17 protein-coding genes and 2 tRNA genes are annotated in these 15,079 nt (G+C 47.0%); 3 read left to right on the plus strand and 16 right to left on the minus strand.

Translation table 11 applies throughout. From position 1 onward, the window contains the following. Positions 1–175 precede the first annotated feature (175 nt). The 12 genes from IY568_RS03830 to aspS form a co-directional block, all read right to left on the minus strand. Positions 176–251 (minus strand) — tRNA-Lys (locus IY568_RS03830). Between the two features lie 35 nt (positions 252–286). Further along, positions 287–362, minus strand: a tRNA-Lys gene (locus IY568_RS03835). A gap of 157 nt (positions 363–519) precedes the next feature. Continuing rightward, entirely contained in the window at positions 520–1,275 is a 756-nt protein-coding gene (gene ybgF / locus IY568_RS03840) for a tol-pal system protein YbgF (RefSeq protein ID WP_049866418.1), read from the minus strand. A gap of 15 nt (positions 1,276–1,290) precedes the next feature. Beyond that, a complete protein-coding gene (gene pal / locus IY568_RS03845) occupies positions 1,291–1,824 on the minus strand; it encodes a peptidoglycan-associated lipoprotein Pal (RefSeq protein ID WP_194866823.1) in 534 nt (177 codons plus the stop codon). Positions 1,825–1,865: 41 nt separating this feature from the next. Beyond that, positions 1,866–3,224: a Tol-Pal system beta propeller repeat protein TolB gene (gene tolB / locus IY568_RS03850; protein ID WP_194866824.1), complete on the minus strand. Its 1,359-nt coding sequence runs from the start codon at positions 3,222–3,224 to the stop codon at positions 1,866–1,868. Between the two features lie 9 nt (positions 3,225–3,233). Next, complete coding sequence (tolA, locus tag IY568_RS03855; protein WP_194866825.1) at positions 3,234–4,175, minus strand: cell envelope integrity protein TolA; 942 nt, start codon at positions 4,173–4,175, stop codon at positions 3,234–3,236. Next, the gene (tolR, locus tag IY568_RS03860) at positions 4,175–4,603 is read right to left on the minus strand and encodes a protein TolR (RefSeq protein ID WP_058795850.1); all 429 of its coding nucleotides are present in this window, start codon (positions 4,601–4,603) and stop codon (positions 4,175–4,177) included. The genes tolA and tolR overlap by 1 nt, the downstream gene beginning before the upstream one ends. Next, the gene (gene tolQ / locus IY568_RS03865) at positions 4,590–5,294 is read right to left on the minus strand and encodes a protein TolQ (RefSeq protein ID WP_010382197.1); all 705 of its coding nucleotides are present in this window, start codon (positions 5,292–5,294) and stop codon (positions 4,590–4,592) included. The genes tolR and tolQ overlap by 14 nt, the downstream gene beginning before the upstream one ends. Positions 5,295–6,278: 984 nt before the next feature. Next, positions 6,279–7,286, minus strand: a complete 1,008-nt coding sequence (ruvB, locus tag IY568_RS03870; protein ID WP_125560215.1) for a Holliday junction branch migration DNA helicase RuvB — start codon at positions 7,284–7,286, stop codon at positions 6,279–6,281. A gap of 20 nt (positions 7,287–7,306) precedes the next feature. Beyond that, on the minus strand, positions 7,307–7,924 hold the full coding sequence (gene ruvA / locus IY568_RS03875) for a Holliday junction branch migration protein RuvA (RefSeq protein ID WP_010382201.1): 618 nt from the start codon (positions 7,922–7,924) through the stop codon (positions 7,307–7,309). Positions 7,925–7,926: 2 nt separating this feature from the next. Then, positions 7,927–8,448 (minus strand): crossover junction endodeoxyribonuclease RuvC, encoded by a 522-nt coding sequence (gene ruvC / locus IY568_RS03880; RefSeq protein ID WP_010382203.1) that lies wholly within the window; start codon positions 8,446–8,448, stop codon positions 7,927–7,929. Between the two features lie 124 nt (positions 8,449–8,572). Next, positions 8,573–10,348 carry an aspartate--tRNA ligase gene (aspS, locus tag IY568_RS03885; RefSeq protein WP_194866826.1) on the minus strand — a complete coding sequence of 592 codons (1,776 nt, stop codon included), beginning with the start codon at positions 10,346–10,348 and terminating at the stop codon, positions 8,573–8,575. 178 nt (positions 10,349–10,526) lie between these two features. Between aspS and IY568_RS03890 the strand changes: the two genes are divergently transcribed. Together IY568_RS03890 and IY568_RS03895 are read left to right on the plus strand one after the other, a co-directional pair. After that, positions 10,527–11,375 carry a DUF72 domain-containing protein gene (locus IY568_RS03890; RefSeq protein WP_125560211.1) on the plus strand — a complete coding sequence of 283 codons (849 nt, stop codon included), beginning with the start codon at positions 10,527–10,529 and terminating at the stop codon, positions 11,373–11,375. A gap of 34 nt (positions 11,376–11,409) precedes the next feature. Continuing rightward, positions 11,410–11,562 (plus strand): hypothetical protein, encoded by a 153-nt coding sequence (locus IY568_RS03895; protein WP_194866827.1) that lies wholly within the window; start codon positions 11,410–11,412, stop codon positions 11,560–11,562. Here the strand turns inward: IY568_RS03895 and IY568_RS03900 are convergent. Then, positions 11,532–11,939, minus strand: a complete 408-nt coding sequence (locus IY568_RS03900; protein WP_194866828.1) for a GFA family protein — start codon at positions 11,937–11,939, stop codon at positions 11,532–11,534. The two genes, IY568_RS03895 and IY568_RS03900, sit on opposite strands and share 31 nt — an antisense overlap. A 71-nt stretch (positions 11,940–12,010) precedes the next feature. On the opposite strand from IY568_RS03900, the gene IY568_RS03905 reads away from it, so the two are divergent. Then, positions 12,011–12,535, plus strand: a complete 525-nt coding sequence (locus IY568_RS03905) for a M48 family metallopeptidase (RefSeq protein ID WP_194866829.1) — start codon at positions 12,011–12,013, stop codon at positions 12,533–12,535. 1 nt (position 12,536) lies between these two features. Here the strand turns inward: IY568_RS03905 and IY568_RS03910 are convergent, their stop codons facing one another. The 3 genes from IY568_RS03910 to IY568_RS03920 all read right to left on the minus strand — a co-directional run bounded on the left by IY568_RS03910 (position 12,537) and on the right by IY568_RS03920 (position 15,066). Continuing rightward, on the minus strand, positions 12,537–13,334 hold the full coding sequence (locus tag IY568_RS03910; RefSeq protein ID WP_125560205.1) for a M48 family metallopeptidase: 798 nt from the start codon (positions 13,332–13,334) through the stop codon (positions 12,537–12,539). A gap of 117 nt (positions 13,335–13,451) precedes the next feature. Continuing rightward, on the minus strand, positions 13,452–14,063 hold the full coding sequence (grpE, locus tag IY568_RS03915) for a nucleotide exchange factor GrpE (RefSeq protein ID WP_010382216.1): 612 nt from the start codon (positions 14,061–14,063) through the stop codon (positions 13,452–13,454). A gap of 58 nt (positions 14,064–14,121) precedes the next feature. Next, positions 14,122–15,066: an HrcA family transcriptional regulator gene (locus tag IY568_RS03920; RefSeq protein WP_228553125.1), complete on the minus strand. Its 945-nt coding sequence runs from the start codon at positions 15,064–15,066 to the stop codon at positions 14,122–14,124. Positions 15,067–15,079: the final 13 nt, after the last annotated feature.

Raw genomic sequence — 15,079 nt, forward strand, 5'->3', positions numbered from 1 at the left:
ACCAACTGAGCTAATGACCCGCTCGGTGTTAAAGTGCCATTAAGTCATCCTGACGATTGGGCCCGGCTTGTCGTCCTGACTCGCTTCGAAAACTGCGAAGCGGTGCTTCGTTTTTCTCACCCAACTGAGCTAATGACCAGCTCGAAAATACTTAAGTAATACACCAAATTTGAAATGGTGGGTCATGATGGACTCGAACCATCGACCAATGGATTAAAAGTCCACTGCTCTACCAACTGAGCTAATGACCCGCTCGAGGATACTTAAGTAATACACCAAATTTGAATGGTGGGTCATGATGGACTCGAACCATCGACCAATGGATTAAAAGTCCACTGCTCTACCAACTGAGCTAATGACCCACTAAATTGTTCGCTGCAAGAAGTGTGTAACACTATCGGCTGCTGCGGGCGCTTATAATACTTATTTAAAAATCTTGTGCAACCGAAATCGCCTGTTTTTTTCAATTTTCGCGTCTAAGCGCCTAATTTTAAATCACTCTGAGAAAAATTCAGCCATTTATATTTTACTGAGTCGTTCTGTTGCCAGTTTTGCCGCTGTAGTACTGGGGTATTCTTTGATTAAATTCTCAAACAGAGCCTTTGCTTCAGCAGATTGCCCCACTTTTTGCAGTAAGGTTCCCAGCTTTAACATCGCATCAGGTCGCTTATTTGAGTCAGCAAACTGATCAACCACTGTACGGAAGTGCACCATGGCCTGAGCATCCTGATTCTTGATAGACTGAAGCTGACCCAACCAGTAATGTGCATTAGGAATATAAACAGAATTTGGGAACTGCTTTAAGAAGCCTTCAAATTCAGGAATAGCGGCATCGTAGCGCTTATCCTTCATGATCAAAGCAACCGCTCTGTCATACGCCTCATTTTCAGATAAGTCCGTGCTCACAGCCTGCGCAGTTGCACTATCAGGCGTCACAACGGGTTGCAGCTGCTTGCTTTGCTCATAGACTTGGGTGACACGTGTTTCGATTTCCTGATACAGCTCACGTTGGCGCTGCAGTACTTTTTCGAGCTTGTAACTTTGTTCCTCTGTCACACCACGGATCTGGCTCACTTCATCCTGAAGTTGATCAAGTTGTGTTTGCAGTTCAGCCTGGATCAAGTTGCGGTTACGCATTAAATTTTCAAGCACAGACAAACGTTGTTCTATAGTTTGGGTAGCACCAGCAGCATCAGATACAGCAGCGGGAGCTGCCCACAATTGGGAGCTCCCGCTGACTAAGATGATGGCTGCCAAAATAGTATTCGGCTTCATAGCATCTCTTTACAATTAGTATACCAGTACCGCGCGGCGGTTCTTAGCAAAAGCTTCTTCGTTGCGCGCTTTGTCCATCGGCTTCTCTTCACCGTAGCTCACAACAGAAATTTGGCTGTCAGATACACCCAGGCTCTGTAAGTACTTAGCAACGGCTTTACCACGGCTTTCGCCCAGTGCGATGTTATACTCAGGCGTACCACGCTCATCGGCATGACCTTCAATCAGTACTTTTACGCTTGGGTTTTTAACCAGGAAATCAGCGTGTGCTTGTAGCAGCTCTACAAATTCGCTGCGTACAGTAGACCGGTCAAAGTCGAAGTACACGATCTGCTCTTGACGCAACGCTTCATACTTTTCTTTCAGTAGCTCTTCTGCTGATTTCTGACGTGTTGCAGTGTTCACATCAACGTTGCTGCCGTTGTTTGCAGTAGCTGCGTTTGTTTCGCTGCCAGCGCCTTCACCAACATTTGACGACGAGCTACATGCAGCCAGCGTCATCACAGGCAACGCGACCAAAAGGGCCTTGAGAGTTTTGTTAAGTTGCATCGAGTATATTCCTATATCTTTTATAAGTCTTACCAGCAAAATTACTGTAAAAATGGCGACCAAGCTGGTGCCTTAACCTGTCCGTCTAATACCGGCAGGCGAGCCTTGAAACGGCCATCCATCGACACCAGCGCCAGTACCTGCTTATTATTATGCAAGGTACTATAAATAATCATAGAGCCGTTCGGCGCAATACTCGGTGATTCATCGAGTCTGGTGCGCGTTAATACCTGAAACAGCCCAGAATCCAATTCTTTCTTAGCAATATGGTAACGGCCTAATGTACGATTTACCATTACCAGTTGTTTACCATCTGGCGTGATTGACCCGGCTAGGTTCATGTCGCCGTCAAAAGTTACACGCCGTGATCTTCCTGTATCTAAATTTAACTTATATATCTGGGCATTACCACCCCTTTCAGATGTATAGACTATTTCTTTGCCATTTGGGTGCCAGGTTGGCTCAGTATCTATACTACGGTGCTTAGTCAGACGTCTTTCTTTACGCGTTTCAAGGTCAATCACATAGACTTCTGTAGCGCCGCCTTTATCTTTTGACAACACGATCAGCATTTGTGTGCCGTCAGGAGAAAATTGCGGTGCACCATTGATCCCGGGATAACTGGTTAAGATCTCACGCTTACCTGTATAGATATCCTGAATATAAATTTGTGACTGACGATTCTCAAACGTGACATACGCTAACTTGTTACCATCCGGTGACCAGGCCGGTGACATCAACGGCTCTTTAGAGCGCAACAGCACCTGTTCATTGTAGCCGTCATAATCTGCCACAACCAGCTGATAAGGTTTATCCTGCTCTTCACGCACAATGACATAGGCAATTTTAGTACGAAATGCGCCTTTTTCACCCGTCAGAGATTCGTAAACAACGTCACTGATCTGGTGCGCATAATAGCGAAAGCTCTGCGCATCAATAACGCTCTGGCGCGCCTCCAGGACATGATCCTGGCTTTTCATCAATTTGCCGTTGGTCATCATGCGCGTTTCCCCTCCGGTGATTTGAGCACGGATCACATCGATCAGCTCATATTTCACCAGGTAACGATTCGCAGGCTGTTGAGTAATGGTGCCCACAACAACGGCTTCGACACCTAGTTCAACCCAGGCGTCGTAGTCTACTTCTTCATCCGTTGTTGGTAGCTGAGGCATTTGTTCCTCTGCCACCGGCTTAAACTTACCACTGCGGATCAAATCCGCTGCAATCACTGAACTCAGCTCAGCAGGTGCTTCGCCATTGCCAATGTATTTAAACGGGGCTATCGCAATCGGTCGAGCACTGTCGACCCCTTCTGTAATTACGATCTCCAGTGCGGCGTAGGCGACCCCCTGCGCAGCGAAAGCCAGAACCAATAGTAAATTTCTTAAATGGTTGTACATGGTCTTCCTTTATAGAGTTGGTTTAATCGTCAGGTTAATATTCTTAAGCTGTTCGAAAACATCTTTATTTTCAGAAACAGGTAACGTATCTGCCATTCGTACTGCTCGTAAAGCCGCTTCACATACCAGTTTGTCACCACCGAGTGACTCTGCTTGTGTCACCAGGCCATTAAAGCCCAGACGAATGTTCAGACGACACTGCTTACCTTTCATTTTCTCATCAATCAACAGGTTGGATTGGATCCGCTGCATGATCAATGCTTTGTACTTGTCGACTTCCGTCAGGATCTGTTGCTGGCGGACTTTTGCCCTGGCGGCTTGTTCTTGCGCCAATTGCTCCTGAAGCAATTGCTCTTGCAAGGCTTTTTGACGTGCTTCTTCAGCAGCCTGAGCCTTACGTTTAGCTTCTTCTTCTTGTTGCTTGCGCTTCGCTTCTGCCTGTCTCAGCCTGTCTTCCTCAGCTTTACGCTTTTCGGCAGCGGCTTTAGCGGCCTGCTCAGCGGCATGGGCTTCTTTACGGGCTTTTTCAGCCTGCTGACGCTCTTTGTTTTGAATTTCCTGAGCACGTTTCGCCTGCGCTTCTGCCTTACGCTTTTCTTCAAGCTTAGCCAGACGCTGTTGCTCTAGTTTCTTGATCCTACGGGCTTCGGCTTCACGGTCTTTACGTGCCTGAACTGCACGGCGCTCTAAATCGCGGATCCTTTTTTCTTCGGCTCGTTTTTGTTGCGCTTCTTTTTCACGAAGCTGAGCAATCTTCTTTTCTACAGCCTGCTGGTCAACCGAGATCGCTGACACAGCTTTAACTTCTTCTATTTCATTAACGGCAGGATTAAGCTGAACTTCCATCACACTGGGGCTGGAAAACTGGAAATTAGCCGTTGCAAACAATAACCCGGCTATCGCGAAATGCAGTAAAAATGACTTAAATATGCCGCTGGTTAAAGCATCCATTAACTGTCCTCAAACGATTTAGTCATTAACCCAACAGACGGCACACCGGCATTTTTCAAAAAGTCCATGAGTAACAGAACTTCCTGATATGACACATGCCCTGAGCCTTTAATCATCACCGGGGTCTCCGGGTTTTGCTGTAACTTCAACTTAATAATGGCTGCCACTTCGACGGCATCCATTGGTGCATCTGGATCAGTGCCCACGGTCACATAGTAACGGCCCTCAGCATCGATAGTAGCGATAATGGGTGGCGCATCTTTTGTGTCTACCAGGTCCGACTCTTCCATTTGCGGTAAGTCCACTTTAACACCATGGGTGATCAGCGGCGCCGTTGCCATAAAGATAATTAGCAGCACCAGCATAACATCAATGTATGGCACCACATTGATCTCTGCGACAGGGCGGCGTCTCTTATGCTGATACATTTTGCTTAGCCTCAGTTAAGCTGGCAGCCTGGCGATGCAGAATATTGGCAAACTCTTCCATGAAGTTGATGTAGTTTGACTCCAGCTTTTCTACATTCTTTGCAAAGCGGTTATAGGCCATGACCGCCGGAATAGCCGCAAACAGACCCATTGCCGTCGCAATCAAAGCTTCAGCAATACCAGGCGCAACCATTTGCAACGTTGCCTGCTTCACTTCACCCAGCGCAATAAATGCATTCATGATCCCCCAAACAGTACCGAATAGGCCGATGTAAGGGCTGATAGAACCCACCGTTGCTAAAAATGACAATCCGGATTCCACTTTCTCAACTTCACGGGACAGAGCCACACGCATAGAGCGGTGTGTCCCTTCTATGATCATGCTCGCCGATCCTGTGTTTTGTTTTTTGTGACGTGCAAATTCTTTAAACCCGGATACGAATAGCGCCTCTAAGCCACTAGAGCTGCCCGCTCTGGCCGTAATTTCATTATATAACTTGCCCAAATCCATTCCCGACCAGAACTTTTGTTCAAATTTCTTCGCATCTGCCAGAGACTGCGCCAGTATGCTGCGGCGCTGAAAAATAATGGCCCATGAAGCAACCGACATGCCGACCAGTGTCAACATTACAAGTTGCACGAGAATACTGGCTTCTAAAATGAGATCTACGAAATTAAGTCCCGATTCCACGTTGTTATACTCCTAGAAAATAATTGTGTTCTCGGCCAAGGCAGCCGTCACCGTATTGACTGTAAGCCAGCAAAAAGGTTCAGGTAGTTTAACCACACTAATAAGGGCTTACAATCTCAATGCCGTAAAATCCACTTAAATGCCGATAATTCGCACATTCAGCCCCTTGACGCTTTATTTTGGCCCGATTGACGGACCTACACTCAACATCGGCGCAAATACAGCTCACACAAAACCCCACCTACATAGCCCACGGTTAGCAGTAAAACCGGCCCATAATAAAGTGAACTGAACCCTTAATTGCAAAGCCTAGCGCGTGTTTGTGACAGAAAATTAATGTGGTCGGAACAGTACAGCGTTGAGCGTGTTTATTTATTTATGCAACCTGCATAAAAGTAAAGTTTTATTCACTATCTCCGAATAAACCCTCAAAAACCGATTGGTAATACCAATTAACAACAAATAATCTAATATTCACAAATTGAGTATAATAAAGACAAATTCTTATTTTACATAAACTTACAGAACATCATCAGTTTATGTTTTGCTCAATAAGGGACTGCAAAAACTCATCGCATTAGTTTTTTTTATAGCAAAACTGCAATTTTTCTAGTTTGATAAAATCCCTCAGTCGCCTTATTATACTCCCCGTACTGAGCGAGCAGCATCTCTCAATGCAAATGCACAGTTACTTAGGCCGCAGAAGTCTGATTTATTCTGCAGTCATGATGAGGAAGTTTTGGATAACACCTTAATGTACTCATCTGTTCCCTGGATTACTTCCTTCAACTTGTTGTTTTCGCCCGCACACTGTGCGGGCTTTTTTTTGTCCGCAATATACCAGCACAACAGATTCTTGATCCGCTTAAAATAAATGAAGCAAAATGAGCACGAAATGAATACGGGTGCGGAAATAGAAGAGAAAGACCCAGGCAACGCGTTGCGCGCTGCCAGTCAGGTCGTTTGAAGGTATAACAGTATGCGTTAGTCGTCTGGTTTCGCTAAGTCAAAATGCAGATAAGCCCTGTCTGATACGATCCGCCCTCTGGGTGTACGCTGAATAAAACCCTGCTGGATCAGATAAGGTTCTATCACATCTTCTATGGTTTCACGCTCTTCACCTATGGCCGCAGCCAGGTTATCCAAACCCACAGGCCCCCCCGTGAACTTTTCAATGATTGCAAGTAAGTACTTACGATCCATGTAATCAAAACCACATTTGTCAACGTCGACCATATCCAGCGCCTGACTGGCAATCACTTCATCGACACTGCCATCTCCTTTTACCTGAGCGAAGTCCCGGACACGTCTTAGCAAACGGTTAGCAATACGCGGCGTACCACGCGCCCGTTTGGCCACTTCAACCGCCCCGGCGTCACTGATCTCAAGATTCAAGAAATGTGCAGAGCGTGACACAATCGATGCCAGCTCAGCCACAGAATAAAATTCCAGACGTTGTACAATGCCGAAACGATCTCTCAGCGGTGAGGTCAGTGATCCTGCTCGGGTCGTAGCCCCCACAAGCGTAAAAGGTGGCAAGTCCAGCTTTATTGAGCGGGCTGCCGGCCCTTCACCAATCATAATATCGAGCTGGTAATCTTCCATCGCGGGGTAAAGAATCTCTTCAACCTGAGGACTCAGACGATGTATTTCATCAATAAACAACACATCCCCTTGCTCCAGATTGGTCAGCATTGCAGCAAGGTCGCCAGCTTTTTCAAGCACAGGCCCTGAGGTGGTTTTAATATTCACCCCGAGCTCATTCGCCACAATATTTGCCAAGGTCGTTTTACCCAACCCCGGCGGACCAAATATCAGCAAGTGATCGAGTGCTTCTTCACGACTGCGCGCCGCTTCAATGAAGATTTCCATTTGCTGCTTGACATGCTGCTGACCGGTATAGTCCGCCAACAACTTAGGTCGTATTGCTCTGTCTACGGCCTCTTCACTGCCCTGAACTTCCGGCTCTATGAGTCTGTCTGCTTCAATCATAATTACCTAATCAGCCTTTCTTACATCATAGATCTCAGGGCTTCTTTGATCAGCCCTTCGGTATCCATGCCTGGTTTACTCACCGCTTTCAGTGCTTTTTGCGCTTGTGCAGGTTTATAGCCAAGTGCTAACAATGCTGCCAGCGCATCGTCTTCAGGCGTATTCGCCACAGTGGGATCTTCCTGAGGTGCTAAGATGGCGTTATCGCTGAATGGAGTCAACAAATCATGACCAAAGTTCTTCAACTTATCTTTCATCTCAAGCACCAGCCGCTCAGCCGTTTTCTTGCCTACACCCGGAATTTTCACCAAAGTAGACGCATCGCCCTGATTGACACACTGTACAAACTGCTCCGCGGACATACCCGACAAAATCGCCAGTGCCAGTTTAGGGCCAACCCCATTGGCCTTGATCAACTCGCGAAACAACGCCCGCTCAGTTTTATGGTTAAAGCCAAACAGTAATTGTGCATCTTCGCGCACCACAAAATGAGTATAGATGGTTGCTTCATTACCCGCCTGAGGTAACTCATAAAAGCACGTCATCGGCATTTGCACTTCATAACCGATCCCACTTACGTCTAACAGGATCTCTGGTGGTTGTTTTTCTACCAGAATACCTTTGAGTCTGCCTATCATAATTACCTCAATCTTCCTCGTACGGTTTTTTTCGCGTTACCTGCCAGCTTGATCAGGTTTTGCTCTGAATGTGCATGACAAATTGCAATGGCCAGCGCATCAGCAGCATCGGCCTGGGGAGTGCCCGGGAGTTTTAATAGTCGCTTAACCATTTCCTGAACCTGAGACTTATTCGCTCCGCCGGTGCCAACAACGGCTTGTTTGACCTGCCGGGCTGAGTATTCAAAGACCTCAATCTCGTTCATCGTAGCTGCAACAATGGCTGCACCGCGTGCCTGACCGAGCTTTAAAGCTGAATCTGGGTTATGCGCCATAAAGACTTGCTCAATCGCAAATCCCTGCGGATTAAACTGTTCGATGATCTGGCTTACGCCCTGATAAATCATCTGTAGTCGTTGTGGAAATGGCTTATCACCAAGCCGAATACAACCGCTGCCCAGATACTGAAACTGACTGCCTTGACGCTTAACTACGCCGTACCCGGTCAGCCTGGAGCCTGGATCTATGCCTAAAATTACTGCCAAGCGCATACTCTCGTTGTTTTTTCGCTATCATGCCAAAATACTGTATGAATTTCCAGTTATCTGTACGACTCGCAGAATAAAAAAAAGCGGCTTAGTCGCCGCTCTTTCATGCTATTCGCTGTAATTATTCAGCATCTTTTTGCTGCGCGGTTACTGTTACCGCGAGCTCTTTTAGTGCATCCGGATTAGCGACGCTAGGGGCATTGGTCATCAGACATGATGCCTGAGTCGTTTTCGGGAACGCAATCACATCACGAATGTTGTCTGTACCACACAACAACATGACCAGACGATCCAGACCAAATGCCAGACCTGCATGTGGTGGCGTACCGTACTTCAGTGCATCCAGCAGGAAGCCGAATTTGTCTTGCTCTTCTTGTTCATCAATACCCAGGATACGGAAAGCCGCCTGCTGCATATCGTTGTTGTGGATCCGCACAGAGCCACCACCGACTTCGTAACCATTCAATACCATGTCATAGGCATCTGAAATTGCACCAGCCGGATTGGCTTCCAGCTCTGCCGCTGAAATATCTTTAGGTGCCGTGAACGGGTGGTGTACTGCATGCAGATTACCTTCGTCATCTTCCTCAAACATTGGGAAATCAACAACCCACAGCGGTGCCCACTGGTTCAGGTTTGTCAGCTCAAGGTCCAGGCCCACTTTCAGACGCAGTGCACCCATTGCTTCATTGACAACATTACGCTTATCAGCACCAAACAGGATGATGTCGCCAGTCTGCGCATTTGTGCGCGCCAGGATCCCTTTGATCACTTCTTCGTTCAGGAACTTGGCAATCGGTGACTGAATACCTTCAAGGCCAGCGTCCAGATCGTTCACCTTCATCCATGCCAGGCCTTTTGCCCCATAGATACCCACAAACTTTGTATACTCGTCAATTTGCTTACGAGACAATGACGCACCACCCGGTACAGTCAACACAGCCACACGGCCTTTCTCGTCATTTGCAGGGCCGGCAAGTACTTTAAACTCAACGTCCTTAACCAGATCAGCAACATCAATCAGCTCAAGCGGGTTACGCAAGTCAGGCTTGTCTGAACCATATCGACGCATTGCTTCTTCGTAGCTCATTACCGGGAACTGACCCAGATCTACCTCAAGCAATTCCTGCCACATTTCGCGGATCAAACGCTCAGTGATATCACGCACCTGATCAGATGTCATGAACGACGTCTCTAAATCGATTTGTGTGAATTCAGGCTGGCGATCTGCACGTAAATCTTCGTCACGGAAACATTTCACGATTTGATAGTAACGATCAAAGCCAGACATCATCAGCAACTGTTTAAACAGCTGAGGCGATTGTGGCAATGCATAGAAACTGCCTTTATGTACACGGCTTGGTACCAGATAATCACGCGCACCTTCAGGGGTTGCTTTAGTCAGTACCGGCGTTTCGATGTCCAGGAAGTCATTGCTATCCAGGAAGCGGCGCACAAAGCTTGATGCTTTGGCACGCAGTTTAATGCGGTCGCTCATTTCAAGACGACGCAGGTCAAGATAGCGATAGGTCAGGCGACGCTCTTCTGAGTTTTCCTGGTTAAAGTCCAGTGGCAGTGGCTCAGCGCGGTTAATAATTGTCAGACCAGTACCGAGGATCTCTACTTCACCGGTCGCCATGTCCTGATTGATTTGGCTCTCAGGACGCGCACGAACTGTACCTGTCACTTTAACACAGAACTCTTGACGCAATGTGTTAGCAACATCCATCAGGTCATCTACTTCTGGATCAAACACAACCTGGACCAAACCTTCGCGATCTCGCAGATCAATGAAGATCAGGCCACCCAGATCGCGACGTTTGTTGATCCAGCCACATAGCTCCACTTCCTGACCTACATGGTCCTTGTTTAATTTTCCGCAGTATATTGAGCGCATAATAATCCTATTTGCCTACTTACTCTAAAGGGCATAATGAATGATAAATTTAATCGCCAATTATATAAAATTGCCACGCTTTGTCATCCCACAATGGCCGGATTCTTTCGCTGTTACGATTTTTTCTCCATCCGGACTTTGTTAGACTCCAACGCAAAGCAATATGGGAGCGAATGAGATGCTGTATTTGGGGTGCCCTCAGTGGAGCGCAGCACACTGGAAAGGCCGTTTTTTTACGAGTGACTGTAAAACCGCAGATATGTTGCGCGAGTATGCACAGATCTTTAATAGTGTAGAGGGCAATACCAGCTTTTATGCCAGCCCTAAGCCAGAAACGATCACAGCCTGGTCAAACGCCGTACCTGACACCTTTCGCTTTACCTTTAAAATCCCGAAACACATTTCTCACGAACTGGCGTTAAGCCAATGCCAGCAAGAACTCAAGCAGTGGCTCAATTTATTCGAGCCACTCTTTTCACGCCTTGGCATGGTTATGCTACAACTCCCGGCCAGTTGCAGCCCCGAGTACCTCACCCGTATTGCAGACTTCATAACACAAATGCCAAAAGAACTAACATTGGGTATTGAAGTCAGACACCGGGATTTCTTTGCCAAGGGAGACGCAGAAAAACGCTTTAACCAGCTCTTAATGCACGCAGGTGTGAATCGTATTATCATGGACACCCGGCCGTTATTTAGTGAGCCCCCGGCAACCCCCGCCATCATTGATGCTCAGCAAAAGAAACCTCGGGTACCCGTAAATGTCATCGCTACTTCTCAGGCACCGATGCTGCGCTTTGTTGGCTGCTCAGATTTAACAGCTAATCGCGCATTTTATGCGCCCTGGCTTAACAAAATTCGCGTCTGGTTGAATGAAGGCCGCACACCTTATGTGTTTTTTCACACTGCTGACAACCACGATGCCCCGCTGCTAGCCAGACAGTTTATTCAAGATCTGGGGATACCACATCAAGTGCTGGACCCATTTCCTGCTGAACGTCAGCCCCAACAACAGACTTTAATTTAACTACTTGAGAGTAAACAACAATAAGAACAATATTATGCAATTAAAATTCAAAAAGTCGGTAAAACAGCTCTCTGATGAGCAGTCGGTATTGCCAGCAAAAGCGGCACTACAAAAAGCAGGTACGCGCATCGATAGCTGTACTGCGTGGCCTGCTTATCATTCTCTGCCCGGCTCTTTAGCCTCATAGCGAGGTAAGCTGGCATCCAACTCTTCCCAGTTTGCTTTCGACGTCACATAATTATGCGACATAGGTCGTTCCGAAATATCAGAATCCAGAAGCCCGAGCCGCAGCCTGAGCTTATCAGGGTTGTCCTCATTAGAACTGAATAAAGGCGATGCACAAACCCCACAAAAATGCCGTAGTCTGCCGGGTTTAAAAGCATAATGACGAATATGTTCCGCTCCGGAGACGATCTGCAGTGCATCACGATCGACAAATCCATTCGTCGCATAAGCTGTGCCCGAGGATTTACGGCACAAAGAACAGTGACAATGAATGATGCTCGAGATGGATCCGTTTAACTCCAGTTTAACCGCACCACATAAACAACTGGCCTGATACATTTATTATTATTCCTGTTATGATCATGAGCCAACTAGCTTAGAATGTTTGTTTCCGGATTACTACCGCCATCATGAACTATTTGCAGTACTTTCAATACTATCCGCCCAGCTTGCAAGCACAGATCAAGGCCTTGCTGGAGCCCAATAAACTCACTAACTATTTTAGACATAAATATCCACAAGGCCATCAGCTGCAACATACACAGGCACTTTACGATTACTGTCATGTTTACAAAAAAAAATACCTGAAAAATGTACCCCGCCTACATAGAGTCAACTATGCAAAAGGCCGGGATCTAATGACGGGAACTCTGGGACATCACAGCCAGACGCGCAAGCAACATGGCGGAAAAGTCAAAATACGCTATGAAATTGTACTTTCTCAGCTAGTGAAACATGCACCGGAGGCGGTATTGAGAGCACTGGTTGTTCACGAGCTTGCACATTTTAAAGAGTTGGATCATAACAAAGCATTTTATCAGCTTTGTTGTCATATGGAGCCGGATTATCATCAACTGGAGCTGGATCTCAGGCTGTTTATTGTACTAGATAAACTGGGCAGTAACTTTTATCAAAGCCCCGCCCAGCACCTTTAGCTTACTGGCAAGATGGATTACGCCCCTGCCGCTTAGCATTCGCAGCCAGGGTATTTGCCTGTGCCATCTTACTTTGCAGCATAGCTATCCTGTTTTGCGGCGATGGGTGCGTTGATAAAAACTCCATCGGGCGCTCTCCCCCGGCCTTCTCCATATTTTGCCACAATTCAACAGCGCCCTCAGGCTTAAACCCGGCTTTTGCCATCAGATCAAGTCCAATGACATCTGCTTCACTTTCATGAGCGCGGCTAAATGGTAGCGCTATTCCATATTGAGCGCCTAACCCCAGGCCCTGCATGATGGCATTCCGATACTGCACATTGCCCATTTCGAGCGCCGCATTGCCAGCCTGCAACCCAAGCTGTAGTAAGCTGTTTTGAGATACCCGTTCGTTGGCATGTTCGGCAATCACATGGCCGACTTCGTGGCCCATCACAGCTGCGAGCTGATGTTGATTTTTGGCCACATCCAACAGCCCGGTATGGACCCCAATCTTGCCGCCTGGCAGGGCAAATGCATTCGCACTGGGCTCTTTAAAGACAATCACTTCCCATTGCTGCTGAGCATACTGCGCAGGTAACTGCGCGATCAATGCATCTGCAATGCACTTAACATAACGATTTGTATCGGCATTACGTTCTATGGCCTGCTCCTGCTTCATTTGCTCAAAGCTCGCCACGCCCATTTTATCCATCTGCTGCTCTGAATACAGGGCTATCTGAGTTCGCCCTGTCGGGGAAGTTTTGCAACCTGCCAGCGCTAAGGCTAAAACGGTTGCGGCTATGATTTTTTTATTCATTGGGTCATGCCTGCTAAAACATACTATTGATTAGTTTAAAAGGAGCCTGTGGCCTATGCAAATCAGATCAAAAAAGCCCGCACAAATGCGGGCTTCAAAAACTTTACATTCGGTCGCTTAGTCAGCCGCTTTTGACACCATCACCATAGCTGGGCGAAGCAAACGGCCGTTTAATGTATAGCCTTTTTGCATCACAGCTAATACTGTGTTCGGCGACACATCATTGCTCGGCTGAATTGACATTGCCTGATGCAGTTCAGGGTTAAATGCTTCCCCTTGTGGGCTTACCGCTTCAACACCAAACTTAGCCAGTGCATCATTGAACGATTTTAATGTCATTTCGATGCCTTCTAAAATTGACTTAGTCGCTTCGTTTTCTTTATCAGCAAACTCAATGGCGCGCTCTAAGTTGTCAACCACAGGTAGCAACTCATTTGAAAACTTTTCCAATGCAAACTTCTGTGCTTTTTCTACATCCTGAGCGGCACGGCGACGGACATTTTCAGAATCAGCAGCGGCACGTACCACACTGTCTTTCTGACCTTCAATAGTTTGCTTCGCCGCTTCTAGCTCTGCATACAAACCTGCAATCTCTTCTTCTGGGCTCAACTCAGCTTGCTCAGTTTGTGCACTCTCTTGCGCTGGTTCTGCTTGCTCAGCCGTATTTTCCTGTACGTCTTCTTGCACTAACTCTTGTTCCTGCTCTTGGGCTTTTGTCTGCTCAGACATGAAAAACTCTCTCCGATTCTTTACAACTGCCGTAATTATGGGGATTCAAATTCGTTATTCAAGCTTCTTTTTTGGGGATTTGCGTAAATTCACCGATAATTGCTTCAATTGGCGCATCGGCCGGACAAATCAAACAAAAACGACTCTGGTATTCGCTGGCCGTAAAATAAGGCACACTCAGAACAACAAATCGCTCTAAATTCAAATAGCTAAGTTCACTACCAAGTAACACGGACAGGCCATTTTTAAATGCCAGATGATCCTCTACCTGATGCAAAAAACTCACACCCAAATTCAGTTCGTTGTTCCCTTCCAGGCGGTTATACAGATAGCGTTCTCCAACCACAATGCTGTTATCTGTGCCCAGCTGCAAACTTAACTCACGGCTCCATTGCATCAAAGAGCCCCGGCAGTCGGCCATCGCACTTTTAGCCATCGCCCGCATTCTGTGTAACCCTTCTTTAAGCGTTTGCTGACTAAATACCGTATTCATCCAGGCCGCAAACTGATAGCGCACCTGATCTGAATTCGACTCCGGTTTATTGATCAGAATATTATTGGACTGGCCTGTGCGGTCTATCAGTAATACCAGCCAGTGCTTACGGTCAAAATCTAATACCTCGACCCGGAAAATGGTCTGCTCACTCACCTGCGGTAAACCAACAATACAACACACCTGGTATTTTTGGCTTAACGTATGGGCAAAGCCTGTGAGTTGCTCACGCTCAGGCTCCCAATAAGGCGCAATCTCCTCAAGCCCGAAATACTCCTGTAGCCAGTATTTGATCCCCAGATCGGAAGGAACCCGCCCTGCCGATGTATGAGGAGAAAAAAGCAACCCCTGATTTTCGAGGCGTGCCATGGCATTGCGCACTGTCGCAGAGCACACCGCCATACCTTTTAGTTTTGCTATCTTACTCGATGCCACAGGGTGACCTTCACCATTACAATAAAGGCTCATTACGGCAGAGAAGACTTGTTTATCACGTGCACTAAGTTTCATAACATTATAAATA

It is taken from the genome of Pseudoalteromonas sp. PPB1, assembly GCF_015356275.1.
In the GTDB taxonomy this organism is placed as follows: domain Bacteria; phylum Pseudomonadota; class Gammaproteobacteria; order Enterobacterales; family Alteromonadaceae; genus Pseudoalteromonas; species Pseudoalteromonas rubra_D.

Coding starts and splice junctions, on each gene's coding strand:
- IY568_RS03905 (WP_194866829.1), top strand. CDS start 12,011: ATGAACTATTTGCAGTACTTTCAATACTATCCGCCCAGCTTGCAAGCA.
- IY568_RS03910 (WP_125560205.1), bottom strand. CDS start 13,334: ATGAATAAAAAAATCATAGCCGCAACCGTTTTAGCCTTAGCGCTGGCA.
- IY568_RS03895 (WP_194866827.1), top strand. CDS start 11,410: ATGCAATTAAAATTCAAAAAGTCGGTAAAACAGCTCTCTGATGAGCAG.
- aspS (WP_194866826.1), bottom strand. CDS start 10,348: ATGCGCTCAATATACTGCGGAAAATTAAACAAGGACCATGTAGGTCAG.
- IY568_RS03890 (WP_125560211.1), top strand. CDS start 10,527: ATGCTGTATTTGGGGTGCCCTCAGTGGAGCGCAGCACACTGGAAAGGC.
- ybgF (WP_049866418.1), bottom strand. CDS start 1,275: ATGAAGCCGAATACTATTTTGGCAGCCATCATCTTAGTCAGCGGGAGC.
- pal (WP_194866823.1), bottom strand. CDS start 1,824: ATGCAACTTAACAAAACTCTCAAGGCCCTTTTGGTCGCGTTGCCTGTG.
- tolB (WP_194866824.1), bottom strand. CDS start 3,224: ATGTACAACCATTTAAGAAATTTACTATTGGTTCTGGCTTTCGCTGCG.
- IY568_RS03920 (WP_228553125.1), bottom strand. CDS start 15,066: ATGAAACTTAGTGCACGTGATAAACAAGTCTTCTCTGCCGTAATGAGC.
- IY568_RS03900 (WP_194866828.1), bottom strand. CDS start 11,939: ATGTATCAGGCCAGTTGTTTATGTGGTGCGGTTAAACTGGAGTTAAAC.
- ruvA (WP_010382201.1), bottom strand. CDS start 7,924: ATGATAGGCAGACTCAAAGGTATTCTGGTAGAAAAACAACCACCAGAG.
- grpE (WP_010382216.1), bottom strand. CDS start 14,063: ATGTCTGAGCAGACAAAAGCCCAAGAGCAGGAACAAGAGTTAGTGCAA.
- tolA (WP_194866825.1), bottom strand. CDS start 4,175: ATGGATGCTTTAACCAGCGGCATATTTAAGTCATTTTTACTGCATTTC.
- tolR (WP_058795850.1), bottom strand. CDS start 4,603: ATGTATCAGCATAAGAGACGCCGCCCTGTCGCAGAGATCAATGTGGTG.
- ruvB (WP_125560215.1), bottom strand. CDS start 7,286: ATGATTGAAGCAGACAGACTCATAGAGCCGGAAGTTCAGGGCAGTGAA.